17 protein-coding genes and 1 riboswitch are annotated in these 25202 nt (G+C 44.0%); of the genes, 7 read left to right on the forward strand and 10 right to left on the reverse strand.

Going from position 1 to position 25202, the window contains the following annotated elements:
- Positions 1–4: 4 nt before the first annotated feature.
- The 4 genes from rsmA to lptD all read right to left on the reverse strand — a co-directional run bounded on the left by rsmA (position 5) and on the right by lptD (position 5521).
- Positions 5–820 (reverse strand): 16S rRNA (adenine(1518)-N(6)/adenine(1519)-N(6))-dimethyltransferase RsmA, encoded by an 816-nt coding sequence (gene rsmA, locus PSI23_RS12190; protein ID WP_273555350.1) that lies wholly within the window; start codon positions 818–820, stop codon positions 5–7.
- Entirely contained in the window at positions 813–1805 is a 993-nt protein-coding gene (gene pdxA / locus PSI23_RS12195) for a 4-hydroxythreonine-4-phosphate dehydrogenase PdxA (RefSeq protein ID WP_273555351.1), read from the reverse strand. Before pdxA ends, rsmA begins: the two co-directional genes overlap by 8 nt.
- Complete coding sequence (gene surA / locus PSI23_RS12200; protein WP_273555352.1) at positions 1792–3096, reverse strand: peptidylprolyl isomerase SurA; 1305 nt, start codon at positions 3094–3096, stop codon at positions 1792–1794. Before surA ends, pdxA begins: the two co-directional genes overlap by 14 nt.
- A 64-nt stretch (positions 3097–3160) precedes the next feature.
- Complete coding sequence (lptD, locus tag PSI23_RS12205; protein ID WP_273555353.1) at positions 3161–5521, reverse strand: LPS assembly protein LptD; 2361 nt, start codon at positions 5519–5521, stop codon at positions 3161–3163.
- A gap of 182 nt (positions 5522–5703) precedes the next feature.
- On the opposite strand from lptD, the gene djlA reads away from it, so the two are divergent.
- Complete coding sequence (gene djlA, locus PSI23_RS12210; protein ID WP_273555366.1) at positions 5704–6528, forward strand: co-chaperone DjlA; 825 nt, start codon at positions 5704–5706, stop codon at positions 6526–6528.
- Positions 6529–6591: 63 nt separating this feature from the next.
- Here djlA and rluA read toward each other — a convergent pair whose 3' ends face one another.
- From rluA to PSI23_RS12225, 3 genes are all read right to left on the reverse strand, one after another.
- Positions 6592–7245: a bifunctional tRNA pseudouridine(32) synthase/23S rRNA pseudouridine(746) synthase RluA gene (rluA, locus tag PSI23_RS12215; protein ID WP_273555354.1), complete on the reverse strand. Its 654-nt coding sequence runs from the start codon at positions 7243–7245 to the stop codon at positions 6592–6594.
- Between the two features lie 135 nt (positions 7246–7380).
- Entirely contained in the window at positions 7381–10290 is a 2910-nt protein-coding gene (gene rapA, locus PSI23_RS12220) for an RNA polymerase-associated protein RapA (RefSeq protein WP_273555355.1), read from the reverse strand.
- 219 nt (positions 10291–10509) lie between these two features.
- Entirely contained in the window at positions 10510–12915 is a 2406-nt protein-coding gene (locus PSI23_RS12225) for a DNA polymerase II (protein ID WP_273555356.1), read from the reverse strand.
- A gap of 121 nt (positions 12916–13036) precedes the next feature.
- Here PSI23_RS12225 and PSI23_RS12230 point away from each other — a divergent pair, with 121 nt between their 5' ends.
- Positions 13037–14446, forward strand: a complete 1410-nt coding sequence (locus PSI23_RS12230; protein ID WP_273555357.1) for a DUF6880 family protein — start codon at positions 13037–13039, stop codon at positions 14444–14446.
- Positions 14447–14715: 269 nt separating this feature from the next.
- Positions 14716–16419 (forward strand): ArnT family glycosyltransferase, encoded by a 1704-nt coding sequence (locus PSI23_RS12235; RefSeq protein WP_273555367.1) that lies wholly within the window; start codon positions 14716–14718, stop codon positions 16417–16419.
- A 132-nt stretch (positions 16420–16551) separates the two neighbouring features.
- Here the strand turns inward: PSI23_RS12235 and thiQ are convergent, their stop codons facing one another.
- From thiQ to thiB, 3 genes are read right to left on the reverse strand one after another with little or no spacing between them, the layout of a single operon-like run.
- Positions 16552–17247 carry a thiamine ABC transporter ATP-binding protein ThiQ gene (gene thiQ / locus PSI23_RS12240; protein ID WP_273555358.1) on the reverse strand — a complete coding sequence of 232 codons (696 nt, stop codon included), beginning with the start codon at positions 17245–17247 and terminating at the stop codon, positions 16552–16554.
- Positions 17240–18844, reverse strand: a complete 1605-nt coding sequence (thiP, locus tag PSI23_RS12245) for a thiamine/thiamine pyrophosphate ABC transporter permease ThiP (protein ID WP_273555359.1) — start codon at positions 18842–18844, stop codon at positions 17240–17242. The genes thiQ and thiP overlap by 8 nt, the downstream gene beginning before the upstream one ends.
- On the reverse strand, positions 18820–19824 hold the full coding sequence (gene thiB / locus PSI23_RS12250; protein WP_273555360.1) for a thiamine ABC transporter substrate binding subunit: 1005 nt from the start codon (positions 19822–19824) through the stop codon (positions 18820–18822). The genes thiP and thiB overlap by 25 nt, the downstream gene beginning before the upstream one ends.
- Positions 19825–19950: 126 nt before the next feature.
- Positions 19951–20055, reverse strand: a riboswitch (TPP riboswitch).
- A 116-nt stretch (positions 20056–20171) separates the two neighbouring features.
- Here thiB and rppH point away from each other — a divergent pair.
- The 4 genes from rppH (at position 20172) to thyA (ending at position 24786) form a co-directional block, all read left to right on the forward strand.
- Positions 20172–20702 carry an RNA pyrophosphohydrolase gene (gene rppH, locus PSI23_RS12255; protein WP_273555361.1) on the forward strand — a complete coding sequence of 177 codons (531 nt, stop codon included), beginning with the start codon at positions 20172–20174 and terminating at the stop codon, positions 20700–20702.
- Between the two features lie 9 nt (positions 20703–20711).
- Positions 20712–22958, forward strand: a complete 2247-nt coding sequence (gene ptsP / locus PSI23_RS12260; RefSeq protein ID WP_273555362.1) for a phosphoenolpyruvate--protein phosphotransferase — start codon at positions 20712–20714, stop codon at positions 22956–22958.
- Positions 22959–23104: 146 nt separating this feature from the next.
- Positions 23105–23995, forward strand: coding sequence for a prolipoprotein diacylglyceryl transferase (gene lgt, locus PSI23_RS12265; protein ID WP_273555363.1), 891 nt, complete (start codon positions 23105–23107; stop codon positions 23993–23995).
- Positions 23992–24786 (forward strand): thymidylate synthase, encoded by a 795-nt coding sequence (gene thyA, locus PSI23_RS12270; protein WP_273555364.1) that lies wholly within the window; start codon positions 23992–23994, stop codon positions 24784–24786. Before lgt ends, thyA begins: the two co-directional genes overlap by 4 nt.
- Positions 24787–25202 lie beyond the last annotated feature (416 nt).

The following is a 25202-nucleotide window of genomic DNA, read 5'->3' on the forward strand; positions in this document are numbered from 1 at the left end:
TTACTTAGGCAGTTGCAGGTTGAGATGATAACCAGTTTGCCATTTTACAGTATTGCTCGACAGAGATGTTTTCAGCCCGCGTGCTTGGGTCAACGCCTAGTTCAGATAACTGTTCAGCGGAGAAAGTATTCCCAAGGCTATTGCGGATAGTTTTTCTCCGTTGGTTAAATGCCTGAGTTGTGATCCGGGTTAACATGCGAATATCCTGAACCGGATAAGGGATGCATTTATGTGGGATCAAACGTACAACGGCAGAGTCCACTTTCGGCGCTGGTGTAAATGCCGTAGGTGGTACTTCAAGAACAGGAATTACCTGACAGTAGTATTGTGCCATTACACTTAAACGCCCGTAAGTTTTACTGCCAGGCCCTGCGACAAGACGATTCACGACTTCTTTCTGTAACATAAAGCTCATATCAGCGATAGCATCAGTATAGCTGAAGAGATGGAACATCAACGGTGTAGAAATGTTATAAGGCAAATTGCCAAATACACGCAGGGATTGACCGCGCTCTTTGGCAATCTGACTAAAATCAACAGTCATTGCATCTTGTTGAATGATTGTCAGCTTATCTTTCAATTTGGGATGGACATGCAGACGAGCCGCCAGATCACGGTCAAGCTCGACGACAGTCATTTTATCCATGCGTTCACCAACTGGCTCAGTCAGCGCTCCCAGACCCGGACCGATTTCCACTACGGCTTGGCCTGCCTGTGGGTTTATCGCATCGACAATACTCTCAATGGTAAACTGATCGGTTAAAAAGTTTTGCCCGAAACGTTTACGGGCATGATGCCCTTGATGGACTTTGTTATTCATTACTGTTTTGTATCATTTTAATTGCTAGATTTAATGCGGTGATAAAACTACCCACATCAGCTTGACCTGTCCCTGCCAGCTCCAGTGCTGTGCCATGATCGACAGAAGTTCGGATAAATGGCAGACCCAGCGTAATATTCACTGCCCTGCCAAAACCTTGGTATTTTAACACGGGTAGCCCTTGATCGTGATACATAGAAAGCACTGCATCAGCATTATCCAAATATTTGGGCTGGAACAGGGTATCCGCAGGCAATGGGCCTTCCAGCCATATGCCTTCTGCTCTCAGACTGTCTAAGGCCGGAATGATAACATTTATTTCTTCATGCCCCATATGCCCTCCTTCACCAGCATGAGGATTCAGGCCACAAACATAGATGTGGGGGCGGGGGATACCAAATTTGGTTTTTAGATCATGATTGAGAATGGTGACAACTTCCCTTAGGGAATCAAACGTGATCGCTTTAGGGACATCCAGAATCGGCAGATGTGTTGTTGCCAATGCTACCCGTAGTTCTTCTGTCGCCAACATCATGACTACTCTTGAACATTGGCTGTGGTCAGCAAAAAACTCAGTATGTCCGGTAAAAGGCACTCCCGCATCATTAATGACGCCCTTATGTACAGGCCCTGTCACCAATGCTGAAAACTCGCCATTCAGACAACCATCGCAGGCTTTTGCTAAGGTTTCCGTGACATAAGTACCGTTTTCTTGGTTTAACTCCCCTGCAATAGTAGGGGATTGAAGATGAACAGGCAGGATGGTCAGGGTTCCTGCGGCTTGTGATGAAGAAATGTGTTCAGGAGAATAAGTTTGCAGTTGCAGAGGTAAATTTAGTTGCCTGGCTCGGGAGAGCATCAGCTCTGGATCGGCACAAACAACCAATTGGATGGGCCACTCTTTTTGGGCAAGAGCAATGACTAAGTCAGGACCAACCCCGGCTGGTTCGCCGGGGGTAATAATGATGGGTTTATTGTTGAGCATCGCTACCATCTAAAATTTTCACATAAGCGGAGGCGCGTAATTCTTGCATCCAGCTTTGTGCCTCTTCATTGAATTTACGGTTTAACAGCAGACGGTAAGCACGATCTTTATGTGCTACATCTGTTCTGTCGACCTTACGGCTATTAAGCAGTTGAATTAAATGCCAACCGAAAGAGGAGTGAACAGGCTGGCTGATTTCACCTTTTTGCAACTGCATCAACGTATCACGGAAAGCAGGATCGTAAGCACTCGGCAAGTTCCACCCCAGCTCTCCACCACGCATGGCTGAACCCGGATCTTGAGAATACTCTTTTGCGGCTTTTTCAAATGAGATTTTGCCGCTTAAGATCTCTTCTCTGAGTTGCATCAATTTGTTACGTGCCTGTTCATCATTCATGATCGGTGATATTTTCAGCAGAATATGGCGGGCATCTACTTCAGTGACTGCGATTGGCATCTGGTCACCACGGATATCATTCACTTTCAGAATGTGAAAACCCACGCCGGAACGAATTGGGCCAATAATTTGTCCCTTATGTGCAGATTGGAGCTGTGCTGCAAACAAGGATGGCAATTCTTGCAGTTTGCTCCAACCCATATTTCCGCCTTTCAAGGCTTGGGTATCGCCGGAATAGGTAAGTGCCAATTTGCCGAAATCCACGCCATTATTGAGTTCAGACAAGATTTTTTTGACTTTGGTCTCCGCTTTTTCTACCTGTTCCTGACTTGGGTTTTCCGGTAGAGGTATCAGGATATGGCTGATATTTAACTCAGTATCCTGACTATTTTGGCTGCCGATTTGGTTCGCCAGCGAATCAATTTCCTGTGGCAGGATATTGATACGGCTGCGTACTTCATTGTTGCGTACTTCTGCAATAATCATTTCCTTGCGGATCTGATTACGGTAGGTATCAAAGCTAATACCATCTGTGCTCAGACTTTGTTTCAACTGGGCAAGGCTCAAGTGGTTTTGGGCTGCAATATTTGTGAGCGCAGAGTCTAAGGCTTGATCAGGGATAGTAATCTGCATCCGATTTGCCATTTGCAGAATGATATCATCCATAATCAGGCGCTCAAGGATCTGGTGACGCAAGGCTTTCTCATCCGGTATTTGCTGGCCTGCATGTTTCGCATTGAGTTTTACGGATTGTAAAAGGTTATTGACGTCACTTTCCAGTACGACATCATTGTTAACAATAGCAGCCACCTTATTGAGCTCTTGTGGAGCGGCCATTGCGACAGAGTTTACTGAAAACATCAATCCGAGAATGAGCGATCTCCAGTTCTTCATACATTTCCCATCATATCAATCCCGCCTGAGCGGGGTTATTTTGTTTACATTGCGTTTATCGGTATCAGAATGCGCGTTGGTAAGGAAGAATACCTTGCTGCAACATTTTCTGACTCCCCAAACTATGATTGTTACTTAAGCCACGAAGTTCAACATTGAATGACCATTTGTTGTCATATTGGCTGCTGCCGAAGCGCCAGTTAACGATCTTGCGTTCATAACCCACATTAACCGCCCAGCAGCAAGTGTTGTATTGCAGACCTACCATCTGGTTTGCAGGCTGTTTCTCTTTGGTATCGTAGTAGTAAGCCCCGACAAATGCCCAACGATCTGACAATGGCCAGCTTGCCACCATACCAACCTGAGAAATACCCTGCTGATAAGCGGGGATGCCTTGCTTCAGCGTGGCTTGAATATAATCGCGGTCAACAAAACGATAGTTCAACTGCAACATACGATCAGCATCACGGCGGTATTCCACTATGGCATTACCCATAGTTAAACTGCCCAGACGATTATCATATTGCAGCCCGCCTTTGAGGCCCCAGGAATCATCGATTCTCCAGTGTGCATCTCCAGCCCATGTTGTGGCCCCCGTTCCCTTTTTATTGCCGATGATATCTTTACCACCTGAAATAGACGCAGTATCTTCGGTACGCGGGCGTTCAAAGTAGTAGATTTGACCTACGGACAGGCTAAAACGTTCAACTAAATTTTCATCATAAACGCGGGTGGTCATACCCGTAGTAAATTGATTAGCAGATGAAACGCGGTCTAAACCACTGTAAAAGCGGTCACGGAATAATCCGTTATAGTCCGCTTGCAGCAGAGAAGAATCAAAGTTGTTAATGTTATTCTGATTCTTATAAGGCACATAGAGATATTGAACGCGTGGCTCCAGTGTTTGAGTGTAATCTTGATTAAAATACATGGCGCGTTCAAACACCATCTTCGCATCTGATTTAAACACTGGCAGAACACGGTTTACCGAATTTTCCAATGAAGCAGTTTGTGAATTCTTTTTAACTGAATCAGAAATATCCTGTTGGTAATGAGTTGCCATCAATTTAAATTCATTATTGATGCTCGCCCAGCCATTAGAAAGAGGTAAGTTAATGGCAGGTTCCAGATGCAAGCGCGTTGCATTTGGCCACTGATTACCAACACTGGTAAATCTCGCTACTTGGGAATAGGTATGAAAATCAAATGGTCCCAAATCATTTTTATAATAATTGAGATCTAACTGAGGCTCGGATCGGTAGGCTCTTCTTCTATCATCGATGGTAAAAAGCTGGAATTGTTTGGTTGTCAGTGTGGCATTCCAGTTTTGCCGGGCATAGCCCACGCTGAATTTCTGGGTAGCGTAGCCATCGGTACTGGAACCGTATTGTGAGCTGAAGTCACCGAAATAGTTCGGATCACTGACTTTGGTATAATCAGCACTGAAACGCCAAACCTGATTCAGGACACCACTATGATTCCAATAGAACAACCAGCGATTGCTGCTATCCCGCTCAGGCCTGATATTGAGCCTTTTATCCTCTTCATACAGACGATCATTACCCATCCAATCCAGCGCAACAGTCCCTGCGCCCGCTTTGGTTAAGTAACGAAATTCATTATCCAGTTTCAAACCGCGCATAGTGATGAGATGCGGGGTAATCGTGGCATCATAATTGGGCGCAATGTTCCAGTAATATGGAAGCAGGAACTGGAAGCCGTCTTTATTGGAAAAACTGGCATTGGGGATCAAAAACCCAGAACGGCGTTTGTCTCCAATCGGCAACTGCAAGTATGGGCTGTAAAACACAGGCACATTGGCAATGCGGAAACGGGCATTCCAGATTTCAGCCAATTGCTCTTCACGGTCAAGGATTACCTCAGAACCAACGACACTCCAGCTATCATTGCCGGGCAAACAGGAAGTGAATACTCCATTATTCAGAATGGTATAGCGGTTTTCATCACGCAGCATCATTTTGTCTGCGTTGCCACGCCCTTGACGACCAACCATCTGGTAATTGCCTTGTTCCACGTCAGTATCTTTATTATTCAGATTAGCCCAAGCGCGTGGCCCCTTCAAAATGATCTGAGGATCATCATAATGGACATTCCCTATGGCGGTAACAGTGCGAACAGGTTCTTTATCCTGTGTTTGTTCGAGCCGGACTTTATCGGCTGTCAGCGTTTTATTTCCCTGTTGGATATCAACATTGCCAATGAACTCAACCACATTGGGATACTCACCGTGAGTATCATTGGATTTAATGTTAATCGGCATTTTATTAGGATCGCCTGTGATAATCGGCTTATCGTAGACAGGTACACCCAGCATACATTGTGCTACAAGGTCAGCATGAGCTTGCTGACTATAAAGAGCTGCCCATACCATTGTGGCCAGCAGCGTAGGATAACATTTATTCATAGATGTTTATGCGGTTCCGTCATCAGTGGCATCGTGCCGGCAAACGCTCAGAGACTAACGTAGTTGAGATATATGCGCCAGAGTAAAGTTTAACTTTGCTAATCTTGCTGTTAGGCACAGAGCTTAATGAATAGTATGATAATGCAAAATTGCGTTCAGGGCATTGGGGAATTGAAGACTATATGCAGTATTGGGGAAAATTATTCGGATTGATATTTGGGATTGCGTCTGGTGCTGGTTTTTGGGGGATTGTGATCGGCTTATTGCTTGGTCATATACTCGACAAAGTCAGAGCGAAAAAATTGGGGGAGACCACTAAAAGTCCAACCCGACAGGCACTGTTTTTCCGCAGTACGTTTCAAGTATTGGGGCATTTGACCAAAGCAAAAGGTCGGGTAACAGAAACGGATATCCAGCTCGCCACCCAACTGATGAACAGAATGCGGCTGCATGGTGAGGCACGGTTTTCCGCACAGCAGGCATTTCGTGAAGGCAAACAGCCTCAATTTCCTTTACGTGAAACATTAAGACAATTACGCCGTGCTTGCTTCGGTCGTTTTGACCTTATTCGAATGTTTCTGGAAATTCAGCTACAAGCTGCATTTGCTGATGGCGAACTGCATCCCAATGAAAGAACAGTTCTGTTTGTCATCGCCGAAGAGTTAGGTATTTCCCATATCCAATTTGAACAATTCCTTGCCATGATGGAAGGGGGACGTCATTTTGATGGGCATGATTTTGGTGGGCAATTCCAGCAACATGGGCATTATCAAGGTCATCGGCAGCAGCGCGCGACATTGGAAGATGCTTGTAAGGTATTGGGTGTCAATAAACAGGATGATGCGACAACCATTAAGCGAGCTTATCGAAAACTGATGAGTGAGCATCATCCCGATAAACTGGTGGCAAAAGGCTTGCCACCAGAAATGATGGAACTTGCGAAACAGAAGGCACAGTCCATCCAGTCGGCTTACGATTTGATTAAAAAAGAGAAGGGCTTTAAGTAGCTCTTGTCTAAACAAAATTTATCCAAGCAAAATTTATACGAACAAATCAGAAAAAAGCATTTATCAAAACTCGGCTTTGCACTCAAAATGTATTGGCATACCATGCGCCGGATGAGTAATGAATAGCTCTTGGGCATGTAATTGCAGGCGAGGTGCCAGTTCTCTTGCCTGTGTATGAGCATAGAACCTATCTCCCAGAATGGGATTACCAAGTGCCAGCATATGTACCCGCAGCTGATGAGAGCGTCCTGTGATTGGTGCCAGCCGGACACGCGTTGCCTGAGCTTCATATTCCAGCACCTGATACTCAGTTTGTGCTGACTTGCCCGTTTCAAAACAGACTTTTTGTTTCGGGCGATTCGGCCAGTCGCAGATCAAGGGTAAATCCACCAATCCTTTTTCCTGCTCCATTTTTCCCCATACCCGCGCGATATAGACTTTTTTCGGTTCACGTTCACGGAACTGGCGTTTCAACTCACGCTCGGCTGCTTTAGTCAGAGCAACGACCATGATACCGCTGGTAGCCATATCCAATCGATGGACTGATTCGGCTGTGGGAAATTCAGCTTGTATCCGCGTCATGATACTGTCCTTGTGCTCTTCTGCTTTACCCGGCACAGAAAGTAATCCACTGGGTTTATTAACAACCATAATGTGCTCATCCTGATACAGCACATATAACCAAGGATCTGTCGGGGGTTTATAAGACTCCAGCATAGTGGCTCCAATGGGTCGGAAAAGGTTGGATTTCAGGGGCATCTCACAGAGAAAGCCCCTGAACTTACGATTAGCTAGCGATTGATAGCTATTTATTCACGTTATTCACGGGAAATTATTTTATTGGTGAGAAACTTATTGGTGAGAAACGACCACCAAACGAATAGCATCCAGACGCCAGTTAGCCTGATCAAGATTGAGCAGTAGATTCTTATGCTCAGATTCAATCGCTTCCAGCTCATCATCACGGATATTCGGGTTAACCGCTTTCAGGGCTTCCAGACGTGACAATTCAGCCGACAGCACTTCATCTGCTTCTTTCTTCGCCTTATCAATCAACACATGCGCTTGCTCTTCAATCAGAGGCTCAGATTGTTGCAAAATAGCATGAACTTCTTTTTGTACCGCATTAACCAACTTGCTGGCGTTGTGACGGTTGATGGCGTTCAGCTGGCGGTTGAAGCTTTCAAATTCTACCTGAGAAGCCAGATTGGTTCCTTTCAGATCCAACAAGAGGCGTACTGGCGTTGGTGGCAAGAAACGGGTCAATTGCAGATGCTTCGGCGCTTGGGCTTCAACAACGTAAATCAACTCAACCAACAGTGTACCGACTGGCAGTGCCTTGTTTTTCAGGATGGAAACGGCACAGCTTCCCGTATCCCCAGACAGGACTAAATCCAGACCATTGCGAATGATTGGGTGTTCCCAGCTCAGGAATTGAGTATCTTCGCGGGACAGTGCTTTTTCACGGTCAAACGTAATGGAGCAGCCATCTTTTGGTAATCCGGGGAAATCAGGCACCAGCATATGATCGGATGGATGCAGGGCAATAATATTGTCGCAGCGATCTTCCTGATTGATACCAATGATATCGAACAGATTCAGGGCAAAATTCACCAGATCTGTATCGTTATCTTGTGCAGCAATCTGTTCTGCCAGTTTCTGGCCTCGCTCGCCACCGTTGGAGTTCATCTCCAGCAGACGGTCACGTCCTTGCTCTAATTGTTGTTTGAGCGTCTCATGATGCTTGCGGCATTCCGCAATAAATTCACAGAATCCGGTTTGCTCATTTGGTTTAGCAAGGAAATTCAGCAGGATTTCATAATATTTGTCATAGATGGGGCGGCCTGTAGGACAAGTATGTTCAAAGGCATCCAGACCTTCGTGATACCAACGCAGAAGAATGGACTGCGCAGTATTTTCCAGATAAGGCACACTGATTTTGATATCGCGGCTTTGACCGATACGATCCAGACGACCGATGCGCTGTTCCAGCAAATCAGGATTGAATGGCAAATCAAACATGACAAGTTGGTTGGCAAACTGGAAATTACGTCCTTCTGAGCCAATTTCAGAACAGAGCAGCACTTGCGCGCCTTCTTCTTCAGAAGCAAAGTAAGCAGCGGCACGGTCACGTTCCAGCAAGGACAAACCTTCGTGGAACACGGCACTGCGGATACCTTCGCGCTCACGCAAAACTTGCTCCAGTTGCAGCGCAGTTTCCGCCTTGGCACAGATCACCAGTACTTTCTCATCGCGGTTTGCCATCAAGAAACCCATCAGCCATTCTACGCGGGGATCGAAATTCCACCATGTGGCATTTTCCCCTTCGAATTCCTGATAGATCCGCTCAGGATAAAGCATATCTTTGGCGCGCATCTCCACCGTCTTTTTGGCTCCCATGATTTCAGAAACCTTGATTGCCGTCTGATATTGGGATGGCAATGGTAACTTGATCTCATGCAATTCACGATGTGGGAAGCCTTTTACGCCACCACGGGTATTACGGAAAAGCAATCGGCTGGTGCCGTGACGATCCATCAGCATGGTGATCAGTTCGCGGCGGGCATTTTCACTCTCTTCATCTTGATTGCTGTTTGCTGCTTTCAGCATAGGCACAATATCCTGCTCACTGATCAGGTCACCGATTGCATTTTGCTGATCATTGTTCAGGATTTCACCGGATAACAGCAGCGTGACAGCATCTGCGACAGGGCGGTATTGCTGTTGTTCATCAATAAAAGCCTGATAATCGTGGAAACGATTTTGGTCCAGCAAGCGCAGACGGGCAAAGTGGCTTTCTTGCCCCAACTGCTCTGGGGTTGCTGTCAACAGTAAGACAGAAGGGATTTGTTCTGCCAATTGTTCGATAACATGATATTCGCGGCTTGGGGATGTTTCGCTCCATGCCAGATGATGAGCTTCATCTACCACCATCAAATCCCAACTCGCTTCCAGCAGATGTTCAAAACGTTGCTTATTGCGGCGAACAAAATCCAGGGAACAGATAATCATCTGCTCAGTTTCGAATGGATTATCGCTGTCATGAAGCGCTTCGCTGTATCGGCCATCATCAAACAGCGAAAAACGCAGATTGAAACGGCGTAGCATTTCTACCAGCCATTGGTGTTGCAGGCTTTCAGGCACAATGACTAACACACGTTCCGCACGTCCAGCCATCAATTGCTGATGGATAATCATACCGGCTTCAATGGTTTTACCCAAACCAACTTCATCCGCCAGCAATACACGAGGTGCGTGACGCTTGCCCACTTCATTGGCAATGTGTAATTGGTGAGGAATCAAACTGGCGCGAATACCACGCAGTCCACTTTCAGCCAGACGGAACTGCTCACTTTGGTGTTTACGGGCGCGAAAACGCAAAGCAAAGCGATCCATGCGGTCAATTTGCCCCGCAAACAGGCGATCCTGTGGCTTGTTGAACGTCAGCTTGCTATCCAGAAAAACTTCCCGCAAGCAGGTGTTTTCTTCTTCAGTGTCCAGACGAGTACCGACATAGATCAGCAGGCCATTATCTTGCTGGACATCATCGATCTTGAGTTTCCAGCCTTCGTGACTGGTCACGGTATCGCTCACATTAAACATAACGCGGGTGATGGGTGAATCATTGCGTGCGTAAAGGCGGTTTTCTCCGCTGGCAGGGAAGAGTAACGTTACCATGCGCGCATCAAGCGCCACGACTGTTCCTAATCCAAGTTCGCTTTCTGTATCGCTTATCCAGCGTTGACCAAGAGTAAATGGCATAAATTTTGGCTCAGTTTTCTGTTAGACAATATTATTTATGGTTGCAGGGTGGCTGCTTTTGTTGGATATCGATCATCATTGGTTATCGATAGGGATAGTTTTCAACTGAATTTTACAACGCCCGTTCTTTTGAAAACGGGATCACAAAAGTACAGTAGCCCATTAGAGGGGCGATATGTTAATTGAAGCTGAGCAAGTCGTCACCTGCAAAAATATCCATTATTCGAAAGACATGCTCATTTGCCCGGTCAGCAGGGGCATAAAGTCATCGTGAATAAATGGCAAGATGGCATCAGCAATCGGCTTCAACTGCTTATGGATATAGTGTTCATAATCGAGTGCCGAGGTCTGGTTCTCCAATGGCTCAGGGCCTGATTGGGTAATGACGTAGTTGATCCAACCACCATTTTGGTACTGTAATGGGCGATTATGCTGTTGATTATATTCATCCGCCAAACGTGCTGCCCGGACATGGGGAGGTACATTGCGCTGATAATCAGATAAATTACGGCGCAGTCGTTTACGATACACCAGACGATCATCAAACTCACCCGTCAGCGTTTTGGCAATATACTCACGAATATAATTTTGATGTGATTGTTTTCGATGTGATTGTTTTTGACATGATTGTTTTTGACATGATCGTTGATGAAAAATCAGGGTATACAACTCTTTCTGGAATATTTGTGCAAGAGGCGTCCAGTCGGTTCTTACTGTTTCCAATCCTTTGAAAATGACCTTATCACCGCTTAATCCGGCATAACGTTTTTTACTGCCTTGCTCAGCTCCTCGTACCGTTGGCATCAGGAAGCGCTGATAGTGCGTTTCAAACTCTAGCTCCAGTGTACTTTCAAGATTGAATTCGGTTTTAAGATGGTTTCGCCACCATTGGTTGACAAATTGCGCCAGAGAATGTCCGATTTGACGGGCTTCTTCTTCTGAATGAGAGCGTTTTAGCCAGACAAATGTTGAATCCGTATCGCCATAAATCACCTGATAGCCCTGTGATTCGATTAACTCACGGGTTTGGTGCATGATTTTGTGCCCACGCATCGTAATTGATGAAGTCAGGCGAGAATCAAAAAAATGACAGCCAGAAGCGCCGAGCACACCATAAAATGCATTCATAATAATTTTCAGAGCTTGGGAAAGCGGCGCATTTTGTTGCTTTTTAGCCTTGTCACGCTCATGCCAGATTTGTGTAACGATATCCGGCAGACTATGTTGGGTGCGGGAGAAAAACGCCTGACGAAAACCAGGCACAGCATGTTCACTGTCAGGGTGAGCGATGCCTTCAACCATCCCGACGGGATCAATCAGAAACGTGCGAATAATCGAAGGATAGAGGCTCTTGTAATCCAGCACCAACACCGAATCGTATAACCCCGGAAACGAATCCATCACAAAACCACCGGGGCTGTTATCATCGGAATAGGTTGGCTGAATGGGAGCGACATAGCCGATACGGTGCATTCTGGGCAGATAAAGATGCGTGAATGCCGCCACAGATCCCCCACTGCGATCCACCGCCAATCCCGTTACCGTAGCGCGCTCCAATAGGAAGGCCATCAGATCGGTCTTCTCAAAAATACGATTAACCAGAACACAATCCTGTAAATTATAACGGGCGAGAGCGGGCTTATCTTCCTGAAAGCGGCGATTGATCTCATCCATGCGATCATAAGGATTATCGACCGCTTTCCCTTCCCCCAAGAGTTCTTGAGCGACAAATTCAAGGTTGAAAGAAGGAAAATTCCACGTTGCAGTTTTCAGGGCATCAATACCATCAATAATCAGACGACCTTCCGCCGAAGCGAAAAAGTGCCCCGGTTTGAAACCGTGCTCGCGCCATTCGAGCAAAGCCTTATTGCGACCGAATTTTAGCGGCACGTTATAGCGCTCAGCATGTTGCTGTAACACCTTCAAATCAAACTGAATCAGATTCCAGCCAATAATGGCATCAGGATCATAATGCGCCAGCCATTGATTGAGTTTTTCCAGCATCATTGGGCGACTGGCAACATACTCCAGTTTGAAATCGAGATCCTGTTGGCTACCATTTTCTGGCCCTAACATAAACACGGTTTTCTTGCCGCATCCCGCCAAGCCAATGGAATATAGTTCGCCATGCTGACTGGTTTCGATATCTAGTGACACCCATTTCAAATCAGGTCGATAGGCGGGATTGGGTTTCATTTGATAACTTATGTCGGATTTGTCGTCGGATTTGCGGCTGAACCAAACGGGAGCAGTAATAAAGCGCTCCATCATAAACCTATCGGGTGGGCGGATATCCGTTTCGTAGAGAGGAATATCCTGCTCCCTGAGCGCTTTTTCCAGATGTTGCAATTGACGATATTGTAGGCAATATAGCGCCGCAACAGGCTGGCGATTGAAATCTTTCAATGGCAATGTCTTTATTTCACACTGCCGCTCCTGTGTTAGTAAAGATTTTGCTTTAGGTAAATCATATTGAGGAATAAAGGCAACCGCTTTTTGACTAGGGATCGTGATACGACGTGGACCCTTATCCGTCGCCAGCCAATATATCAACTCGATACCAGATGGCGTATCTTTCCAGTGGCGAGTGAGTATAAAACCTTGCTCAACATGATTTGTCTGCATAATCTTTCTGTTTAAGCGCTATAAGCCAGAATTAGTATTATCGATGATAGCTGCGACTATAGCATTTATATTGTTTATTTATACAGTATTTTTTGACGGACCACTTGTTGGGAGGGTGATAATGAAAAATGGGTTAACTAAAAAGCAAATGGAATTGCTCACCAGTTTTGATAAAGAAAAACTGCTCGAAATTATTCAAGTCATTATTACGAATAATGAACAGGCTAAAACCACATTAAGTAGTGGCTACCTGTTGGAACCGAAAGATATTTTGAAACTGATAGAAAAAGAATATAAAAAACGCACTAAAAGCCAGCGATTCCTTGATTATCATGAAGCTGATATCTTCTTTAAAGAACTACATAAAATGATGGCTCCGCTGCTTGATAATGCGATATCAAAGGCACCGCAAGAGTCGGAAATACTATTGGAGAAAATGGTGCTGGATTTTGACCGCGTGGCTGAAACTAAGGATACATCGAGTGGTGGCTGGCAGGATTATTACTTTTATGTCATTGAAACATGGGTAAAAGCGCTTGCCTTACAAAAAGACGTCGATAAGGCTGTTGTGGCGAATAAGCTTTTCAATATCGCCCAAAAAACTTATTTTTGTTTTAACGAGACTTTCTTGCTCAATTACAAAAATGACTTTGGTCTGGCAACATTTCAATTACTGAGGGATCTCTTTTATCAACATAAAGAATATAGAGAAGCCATAGCTATCAGCAAGGCTCTCAATGATATGGATTTCCTGAAGAAGATGATTGATCAAAATATCGAATCCGCTTCAATAATGACAGCTTATCTGGCTTATGCGGAATTGCTGATTGAAGATGTCCGGGCGGATGAAGCCATTGTGGTACTGGAGAATTTTCGAAAAGATCATGAAATTCAGCAATCCAGATACTATGAAGTGCTGATGTCACTGCTAATTAAAGCCAATATCGAAGAAGGTCAGAAAGAAAAAGCAAAAGAACTTTGCTTTGAAGCCTTCCAAAATGACTATAGCTATAAATTTTATGAATTATATGAAAGTCTGATTGACGAAAGTGAAAGAGCACAGGCGATACAATTATTTCTGGACAGCAGCAAAAAAGATGGTGATTTCCAATATATTTGTTTCTTGGTCGAAATGAAGAAATTTGATCTTCTCAATGAATATATTTTGACGCTCGGAGAGGAAGATAAAGCCAATATTGTAGAAACTTTTGGTCATAAATTGGCTAGGGAAGGTTCAACTGGGCTGTATAAATGCGGATTTGCTCATTCTGCGATATTTTTGCGACGAGCGTTGGTCAGTGAGGTTCTAAATCGCGGTGCAAGTAAATATTACAAATATGCTGTTTCTGATCTGAAAAAGAGCTTTGACTATAGCCAAAAGCTATCAGATTGGCAGGGGATTTATACTCATGAAGCTTATCTAAACGGATTGTATGAAAAGCATAAAAGAAAAGTTTCATTCTGGACCTTGGTAGACGAAAAAATTAAAGACATTTCAGTTGGTAAAGATGGAGTGCATTACGAAAAGTGATAATTTAATTGCTGATAATTAAATATATTTATTATTACCTGAGGAGGAATAATTAAATTCCTCCTTTATCTTTCAGATTGCTACTTGTGGATTAAAAAAGATAGAAGAAGAGATGTTATTTATAAAGAGTTGTTTTTTCCAGAGATAGATTACTGATTAAAATTATTTTAAATTAATCAAGATTGTTAAGCATTCCGCTATCATACTTAAGCACCTTTTGTTATTAAATCCAAGAGAAAACGAAAATCAATTGAATCTGGTAAACCATGATGAATAATCCAAACAAATTGAGTCAAACAGATATCAAAGCCTTACTGTTATTTATCGCTTTCATACTGCTATATTTGTTACCGGGTATTTATGGGCATACTCCTTGGAAACAAGATGAAAATTACAGTTTTGGCATTATTCAAACCATGTATGAAACAGGGAATTGGTTGGTAACAATGAATGCGGGGCAACCTTTTATGGAAAAGCCTCCTTTGTATTATTGGACTGCAACTGCATTCGTCCATTTGTTATCTCACTGGCTTCCGATGCACGATGCAGCCAGAACAGCCAGTTTATTTTTTTCAGTGATCAATTTTTCTTTTTTTATTCTGTTGGCTCGCCGTGTATTTGATGTCAAAAACTTTACAGATAGTCGGATATGGATAGCCTTTGCTTTGTATGCAAGTGCTCCCGGATTGATTCGTCACAGCCACGATATGTTTACTGATACCTCATTGATAACAGGAACAACCATCGGATTATATGGTTTGCTGGGATTAATCAAAAACGAAAAAACAGGTTACTCTTGTTTATGGTTGATCATTGGTACAGCTGTAACGCTGTTATCAAAAGGGGTCTTTATTCCGGGATTATTATGGATTTGCCTTGTTCTGGCTCCTGTATTTCTTAAACATTGTCGAACCAAACATTATTGGCTAGGTGCTTTATTGTCAGGAATCATTGCACTAATTTTAATCCTGCCGTGGCCAGTTATGTTATTGATTGAACATCCCGATTTATTCAAAGTTTGGTTTTGGGATAACAATATTGGTCGCTTCTTAGGTTTTTCTGTTGAAGATCTTGGAGCAAGAGGAAATTTGACAATAATCCCTGAGGCAGTGCTATTTTTTGCCTTCCCATCGGGTATATTGGCTTTCATTTTTATGCTAATGAATCCAATTAAAATCTTAGTGAATAAACATTATTTCCTTTGTGCAGTGTTTGTTGTATTAGGGGTTGTTTTATTGCAGATTTCAGCCTCAGGTCGCGCATTATATTTATTACCCTTTATTGCACCAATGGCAATTTTAGCGACAGAAAAATTCATTAAAATGCCTAAGGTAATCTATAAATACTTAACCATATTCTCCTCCACATTTTGGTCTATTCTGATTATATTTTTATGGGCCTGTTACTTTTTGTCGCTTTCCTCTGATTACAAGCATTGGTTAGCGCCGTTTGGCAGATGGTTGCCAATGAGTTATCAGATGCATTTTTCAGGATTTATCTTTGCTATCGCTGTTTTGATAACCGCTGTATGGATGGCGAAAAATTGTCTCATTTCTAAATCACCCGCCTTACGCGCTGCTCAAAATTGGGTTTTAGGTATCACTACCGTTTGGGGATTAGTATTTACGCTATTTGTTGGCTGGATTGATTACGCCAAGGGCTATAAAGAGGTATTTCTTGATTTGAAACACAAATTAGCTGGCATGTATCAAGTTAATGACTGTATGGCGTCGTATAATATTGGTGAATCTGAAGCGCCAATGATTTATTACTTTGCTCATGTCTTGCATCAAAAACAGCATAAATTTGAAACGCCTGAAAAATGCGATTGGTTGATTGTGTTATCGGAAGAAATAGAACCTGCTCCTGAAGGAATGATGCTATTTTGGCATGGGCATAGGCCCGATGAAGATCGTGAAAATTTAGTTGTATATAAGAAAATGGCGCTGGGTAATATAGAAAGTGATGAGTAGAATATATTAGGAGAGTGGCCGTTTAAGCGGCCATTTTTGCATAAAATCAATCAATTCTTATAATTTCTTTTCCACTGATCACTATATCCAATCCACAGAATATATCATGACCATATTGAAGTTTTCGATTGCTTAACCTATCCCCAAAATCACCGCCTCATCGGCCTCTCCACTTACTAGCTTCTCTGTTGCCCCATCATAATGAATTTTTCCATCGACAATCAGCAAAGAACGCGGAGCTATTTTTGCTGCATCATCAAGATTATGGGACACCATTAATAAAGTAATTTGGCGTTCATTGCATATTTGATCCAGCAATTCCAACATTTCATTACGCAAAGCAGGATCAAGTGCCGAAAAGGGTTCATCCAGCAATAAAATCGGTTGATGGCGGACTAAACAGCGAGCCAGTGCCGCCCGTTGGCGTTGTCCGCCAGAAAGTTGAGCTGGCTGGCGAGATAAACACTCCTCCAGTGACACTTGTGTGGCAATCTGTTGGAGCGTTTTCTTTTGCTCAGTACTCAACCGCAATCCGGGGTGCAATCCCAAGCCAATATTTTGCTCAATGGTTAAATGGGAAAACAGGTTATTTTCCTGAAACAGCATCGAAACGGGTCGCTTGGAAGGTGGGGTATTTGTGTGATTTTCGCCATCCAGCCAGATATTGCCTTGTTCTGGGAACTGGAAGCCCGCGATTAAACTTAATAATGTGCTTTTACCCGCTCCGCTTGGGCCGAGGATCGCAATGCGCTCTCCGGCTTTAACACTCACATTAAAATGCATGGCAAGGTGTTCATAGGTGTAAGTGACATTTTCAAGTTTAATCATGGCGTCGGCTCGGTAAGCGTTCAATCACAGTGAATAAAATAAAACAAAGCAAAAGCAGTAGGAATGCGGTTACTGCACCATCCTGGCTACGATATGCCCCGATTTGTTGATACAGGTAATAAGGCAAGGTACGGAAATCTTCGTTGCCAAATAATGCGACAACCCCAAAATCTCCAATTGATAATACACAGGCAAAAGCCAACGCTTGTGCCAATGGGATTTTTAATGCCTTAAGCTCAATCCAGCGTAGGCGGTGAAGTCCCTGAATATTAAGGGAGCGGCATAGGGGATTGTAACGCTCCGCCAGATCGCGCATTGGATTTTCCAACACTTTGAGGGCATAGGGGATCGCCATCAGGGCGTTGGTCAAGATAACCAATCCGTAAGGTGATTGAGGTATGCTAATGGTGGTGTTCAGCAGGAGGAAAAATCCTGTGGCAAGGACAATTCCCGGCATGGCAAGGATCAACAAGCCGCTGGTTTCCATTGCTTGTCCCCATCGGGGAGAGTGACGCAAGCGTAATTCGCGGCTGCTCCATAGCAGCATCATAGTTAGGAAGGCACACAACAATCCTGCCCCCAACGCAATGATGATGGAAGTTGTCAGAGCCTGCCATAAAGCAGGTTGGCTTAATACATTAAAAATACCACGGTTCAGACCATCAACGATTACTGCCAGTAAAGGGGGAAGTAACAGCAGTAAAGCGATGCCAATCAATAAACCATCAGATAATTTTCGCAGCCATGAATCCTGTGGATTACGCCATTGTTGTTGATGCCCATAACCAACGGAAAGTGCGCCCTTGAGCTTTTGGCTAAGGAGTACCAAACCGAGGCAGCAAAAAAGTTGTATCAAGGCAAGTAGGGCTGCATGACCAAGATCGTAGTCATAACTAATGGCCTGATAAATGGCTAGTTCAATAGTCGTTGCTGCCGGGCCTCCCCCCAAGGCAAGAACGGTTGCGAAACTGGCAAAACACAGCATAAAAATCAATGCACCAGTCGGCAAAATCTGGCGGCGCAGATAAGGCCACTCGATAAAACGAAAATGCTGCCATTCATTCATACCAAGCTGGGCAGCGAGTTGGCGCTGCTCTATGGCAATACTTTCCAGAGATTGCAGCAATAACCGTGTTGCCATTGGCATATTGAAGAAAATATGTGCCAGCAGAATGCCTTGCAATCCGTAAGGGGTAAAACGATATTCAATGCCTATCCATTGGAAAATATGTGCCAGCCAGCCAGTTTGACCATAAACAGTAAGAATGCCAAACAGAGCGACCAAAACGGGCAGAATCAATGTCATGGCGCATAGGCGCAGAAATAGCGTCTTTCCCGGAAAATGGCGACGGTAAAGTGCCCGTGCCAGAAAAATGGCAGGGGTTACCGAGAAGACAGCAGATAGAAATGCCTGCCAGAAAGTAAATCGAATGACATGCCAGAGATAACGGTCATTTAAAAATTCCTGCCAATGGCTTTCAGGCGCATTGAACCATAGTGCCCCGAATGCTGACAGGGCAACAATAATTAATAGGCCGGAGGCAATGACCCCCGGCAATAACCAACCCGCGATTAACGGCTTACAGCACTTTGCCATATCCGAATCCATTTTGTACGGTGTTTTGCCACATCATCTGCGCTGAATTGCAGAGATTTCTCAGGAACAGGAAGTTGTTTGAAAACGTCAGGCAAAGGAATATCAATCACGGGATACATCCATTGAGTTGTTGGCAGTACTTGCTGAAATGCGGGTGAAATCATGAAATTCAGGAAATTCTGCGCCAGTTCTGGCTGCTTGCTTGAAGCCACTTGAGCAGCCACTTCAACCTGCAAGTAGTGCCCCTCCTTGAAGATGGCTGCGGCATAGTTATCTTTTTTCTCTGACATAATGTGATAGCCCGGTGACGTGGTGTAGCTCAGTACCATATCACCCTCACCTTTCAGAAACAGGCCATAAGCTTCACTCCAGCCCTTAGTGACAGTCAGTGTCTTTTTGGCAACTTTCTGCCATTCCTGTGCCGCTTTGTCTCCATAAAGCTCCTGTATCCAGAGTAGCAGCCCCAAGCCCGGAGTGCTGGTGCGTGGATCTTGATAAATAATCTTCCAATTCTGGTGACTATTGATTAATTCATCCATACTTTTGGGTGGATGAGATAGGGTGTTTTTGTTGTAAATAAAGGCGAAATAACCGTAATCATAAGGAATAAACGTCGTATTGTTCCATGTAATGGGTAATTTCAGTTTTGAGGTATTGACGTGACTGGGTGTGAATAACCCTGTTTGCTGAGCGGCTTGAATCAGATTGTTATCTAATCCCAGTATAATATCTGCGGGAGTTTTTTTGCCTTCCATCCTTAAACGGTTCAGCAAGGATATCCCATCTTCCAAAGCAACGAGTTTTAGTTCACAGCCGCACTCTGCTTCAAAGGCTTTTTTGATGGCAGGCCCCGGACCCCACTCAGAGGCAAATGAATCATAAGTATAAACTGTCAATGTCGGCTTCACCTGAGCAAAGGCACAGGCCGAAATAGACAGCATACCAATAGCAATAAAGCTGGAAAGTAATTTCTTAAACACTTTGCGCTCCTGTAGTTATTAATAAATAATATTAATAAATAATATTAATAGTTATGAGTATTAACAGTTATTAGCAATGGCAAAGGATCTGAGAAGATGCTAAATAAAAATTACATTTATTATATCAATGAGTAGCGTCTCAAATCCCTACGACGGTACTAGCCGGTTCAGGTTCGACGGGTTTGTTCTCAGCCGTACTGTTTTGCAACAGCCGCACCCCGTTGAGATGGCGGTATTGTAGAGACTTCGGTTGCGCCTGCAAAGTCCAATCATAGAGGTTTACCGCTTGAGATGAGTGTGAAACAATTAGCTATCTTTTTAAGTTTGTTATACCGAGAGGTAGTCTGGTGATCGATGATGATGGCTACCGCCCGAATGTAGGAATTGTAATTTGTAATCGCCAAGGGCAGGTTCTATGGGCCCGCCGTTATGGGCAGCATTCCTGGCAGTTTCCTCAGGGGGGTATCAATCCGGGGGAATCACCAGAGCAAGCGATGTATCGCGAGTTGTTCGAAGAAGTTGGTTTAAATCGCAAAGATGTACGGGTTCTCGCTTCGACCCGGAGTTGGTTGCGTTACAAATTACCCAAGCGTTTGGTGCGTTGGGATACAAAGCCTGTTTGTATTGGGCAAAAGCAACGCTGGTTTTTATTGCAGTTGCTGTGTAATGAAGCAGAGATTAATGTGCAGAGCAGTAAGATGCCGGAGTTTGATGGTTGGCGTTGGGTCAGCTATTGGTATCCTGTCCGGCAGGTAGTTTCTTTTAAACGGGATGTATATCGCCGCGTGATGAAAGAATTCTCTTCTATTGTGATGCCAAATCAGGAGCCTGCTTCATTGCTACATTCACCTTATTTACATCGTCGTAGAAGAAATTAGGTAATTGCTATGCTCATGCGCTTACGGGAAATTGTCGAAAAAGTTGCTATGGCTGCCAATTTATCTGAAGCGCTTGAGTTACTGGTCAATGAAACGTGTCTGGCAATGAACACGGATGTCTGTTCTATCTATCTGGCAGATCATCGGCGGCAATGTTATTACCTGATGGCAACCAAAGGGTTGAAAAAACCCAAAGGACAAGCCATCAGTCTGGCCTTTGATGAAGGCGTTGTGGGGCAAGTTGGGCGTTTGTCCGAATTAATTAATCTCGCTGATGTCCGTGAGCATCCAAGTTTTAAATTTATTCCCCAAGTGAAAGAAGAAAACCTGCGGGCTTTTTTAGGTGTACCGATTGTTTATCGTCGCCAATTGCAGGGAATATTAGTTGTTCAACAGCGTAAGCGACGGTTATTTAATGAAAGTGAAGAATCTTTCATGGTGACATTGGCGATGCAGCTTGCTGCTGCTCTCGCTCAGGCGCAAACAAAAGGGTTATTTGGTCAGTATCGTCAAACCCGTATTAAGGCACTTGCCATTTCTAATGGCATTGTGATGGCACAGGGATGGCAAGATCGCTCCCAACCGTTATTGGAACAAGTTACTGAAGTATTAACACTGGATTATCAGGCTGAGCGCTCAAGGCTGACTTTTGCTCTTGAAAAAGCCACGGCAGAATGCCGTCGTATCAGTAAGCGTTTCACTGCCGGCTCACAGAAAGAAAGTGCTGCCATTTTTGATCTCTATTCTCATCTATTAAATGATCCTCAACTCAAACAAGATTTGTTTCATTCTGTCGATAATGGTTTTATGGCGGAATGGGCAGTTAAAACCGTGATTGAGAAATACGCCAAACGGTTTAACAACTTGCAAGATCCTTACATGCGAGAGAGGGCATCAGATCTGCGGGCGCTTGGGCAACGGGTGTTGTACCATCTGAATGATCTCTTCACAGAGGGAGGACAATGGCCGGAGCGCTTTATTCTGGTTGCTGATGAACTCAGTGCTAACTTACTGGCTGAGTTGCCACAAGAGCAATTGGTTGGCGTGATTGTGCGCGATGGTGCGACTCACTCTCACTCGGCAATACTGGTTCGAGCAATAGGGATTCCGGCGATTATGGGGGTGGATATCCAGCCTGAACTATTACATAACCGGACACTAATTCTTGATGGTTACCGCGGAGAGGTTTTTATTGAACCAGAACCTCTTGTTGCTCAGGAATACCAACAAATCATCGAAGAAGAGCAGGTGCTCAGCAAGCAGGCTGAATGTGAACAACAGCGGCGAGCACAGCTTAAAAGCGGGGAACGGGTTCTGGTACAGCTCAATGCTGGTCTGAGTTTAAAACATGAACAGCAGATAGAAGATAGCATTGATGGTATTGGGCTGTATCGCACAGAAATTCCGTTTATGCTGAATAGTGGTTTTCCATCAGAAGATGAGCAGAAAAATCGCTATCAAGAGATGCTGGAACTTTTCCCTGATAAGCCAGTTGTGTTGAGAACACTGGATATTGGCGCTGACAAACAACTCCCTTATATGCCCATTAATGAAGAAAATCCTTGTCTGGGGTGGCGGGGAATTCGCATCACACTGGATCAACCGGAAATATTCCTGATTCAGCTTCGGGCGATGCTAAAAGCCAATGTGCAGACGGGCAATTTAAAAATACTCTTGCCGATGGTGACAAGTATTGAAGAAATTGATGAAGCCCGGAAACTGATTGAGAGAGCGAAAGCTGAAGTAGAGCAAACGCTAGCTGTTACGATCAAAATGCCTCAGATTGGTATTATGCTTGAAGTACCATCTACCATTTTTTTGCTGCCACAATTAAAAAAGCGGATTGATTTTGTTTCTATTGGTACAAATGATCTGACCCAGTATTTGCTGGCGGTGGATCGCAATAACACACACGTCGCTTCGCTATATGATAATTTACACCCTGCGGTAATTAGAGCACTGAAATTGGCCTTTGATGAATGCCAGCGCCTTGATCTCCCTGTTAGTGTATGCGGCGAAATGGCAGGTTTACCAATGGGGACATTAATATTGCTTGGTTTAGGTTATCGTAGCCTGAGCGTGAGTGGTCGAAGCGTTCCGCGTACCAAATATTTATTGCGACATTTGGATGCCAATGAACTTAAGCATCTTATCAAGTTGGTATTAAAAGCCGAAACCAGCCATGAAGTAAAAGAATTGTCAGCCGAATTTATGGAATCACATGGTTTGGGAGGCCTGATTCGAGGGGGGATTTAGTCACCATAAACCTTAATCCATCTATCTGCCTGTGTTATTATCTGTGATTATTTGTCTTAAGTTATTCAAGTCATATAATTCATTCAAATAAGATCATTTATTCACAATATCATTCATTCACACAACATTATTTTTAGTGGGGAACGATGAGCACTAGCTATCTGGCATTTCCTAATATTGACCCAGTCATATTTTCAATCGGGCCTTTATCTCTTCACTGGTACGGTCTTATGTATCTGATTGGTTTTGTTTTTGCCATGTGGCTGGCAAATCGCCGTGCGGCAAAACCAAACAGTGGCTGGAACAAAACCGAAGTTGAGAACTTACTGTATGCAGGGTTTGTCGGGGTTTTCGTCGGTGGACGCCTCGGTTATGTTCTGTTCTATAATCTCCCAATGTTTCTTGATAATCCTCTTTACCTGTTTAAAATTTGGGATGGGGGGATGTCTTTCCACGGCGGACTGGTAGGGGTTATCAGTGCCATGTGGTGGTTTGCGCGCCGTACTAAGCGCCACTTCTTACAAGTCGCGGATTTCGTTGCTCCACTAGTTCCCTTTGGTTTGGGCATGGGGCGTATCGGTAATTTTATCAATGGAGAATTGTGGGGGCGTGTTACGCTTGATACACCGTGGGCGATGTTATTCCCGGGTTCCCGCAGTGAAGATATTGTACTGGCCACAGCTAATTCTTCGTTATGGCCGATTCTGGAAAAATATGGTGTCTTGCCCCGTCATCCATCACAGTTATATGAAATGGTGCTTGAAGGCATCGTGTTATTTATCATCCTCAATTTATTTATCCGCAAACCGCGCCCGATGGGGAGTGTTTCAGGCTTATTTCTGATTGGTTACGGCGCATTCCGCATAATAGTCGAATTTTTCCGCCAGCCTGACGCGCAGCTCGGGTTGTTTGAAGGGATAAGTATGGGGCAAATTCTTTCCATCCCCATGATTTTATTTGGAATTATCATGATGGTGTGGGCATATAAATACCCTGGCAACAAAACTCGCAATAACAAGGTACAAGAGACAAAATGAAACAGTATCTGGATTTAATGAAAAAAGTGCTGGAAGAGGGCACAGCAAAAGATGACCGTACGGGTACGGGAACACTCTCTATCTTTGGTCATCAGATGCGTTTCAATTTGCAAGAAGGTTTCCCACTGGTAACAACCAAACGTTGTCATATTCGTTCCATTATCCATGAATTGCTTTGGTTCTTGAATGGCGATACCAATACCCAATATCTGCGTGATAATGGCGTCTCTATCTGGGATGAATGGGCTGACGAAAATGGCGATTTGGGGCCTGTTTATGGTAAACAATGGCGTGCCTGGGGTGCTGCTGATGGTCGCCAGATCGATCAATTGGCCCAAGTTATTGAGCAGTTGAAAAGTGATCCTGATTCACGCCGTATCATCGTCTCCGCATGGAACGTCGGGGAATTGGATAAAATGGCATTGGCACCATGCCATGCTTTTTTCCAGTTCTACGTAGCTGATGGCAAACTTTCCTGCCAACTGTACCAGCGCTCTTGTGATGTGTTTTTAGGGTTGCCATTCAACATCGCCAGCTATGCTCTATTAGTACATATGATGGCACAACAGTGTGATCTTGAAGTTGGTGATTTTGTTTGGACTGGTGGTGATACTCATCTTTACAGCAACCATTTGGAACAGACCAAACTTCAATTAAGCCGTGAGTCACGTGCGTTACCTAAGTTAGTTATTAAGCGCAAACCAGATTCACTGTTTGATTATCGTTTCGAAGACTTTGAGATTATGGATTATGATCCGCATCCGGGTATTAAAGCCCCGGTTGCAATTTAATTTTGAATTGCTTCAGTAAATAAAAAATTATTTCCCTTCTTTTTTCCATCCTCGAATCTGGGGATGGAAAATGTATTTTCCCTCATTAATTATTTATTTCATTAATTATATTTCGTTTTTGTACAGTAAATTCATTCCGTAGAGAGCTTGACATTTTTTAATCAATAAATAGATTAAATGTTCATAACATAAACAGTAGGCGAAATTGACATGTTAAGTAACTCAGTAATTGAATCCTCATTTATGGCTGGGCAATTGAGTCTGGATGCAGTAATAATCGATATATTCCAATATAATAATGGTTACGTGGATTCACCTAATAAGTGCAATTTCTAAGAAAGGCGGTCAGTTGCTATAGTAGGCATCTTTCTCGCCAAAGGAAAATGCGCTATGACCTATAAACAACTGACCGAAAC

This window comes from Xenorhabdus yunnanensis (assembly GCF_028598805.1).
Classification (GTDB): domain Bacteria; phylum Pseudomonadota; class Gammaproteobacteria; order Enterobacterales; family Enterobacteriaceae; genus Xenorhabdus; species Xenorhabdus yunnanensis.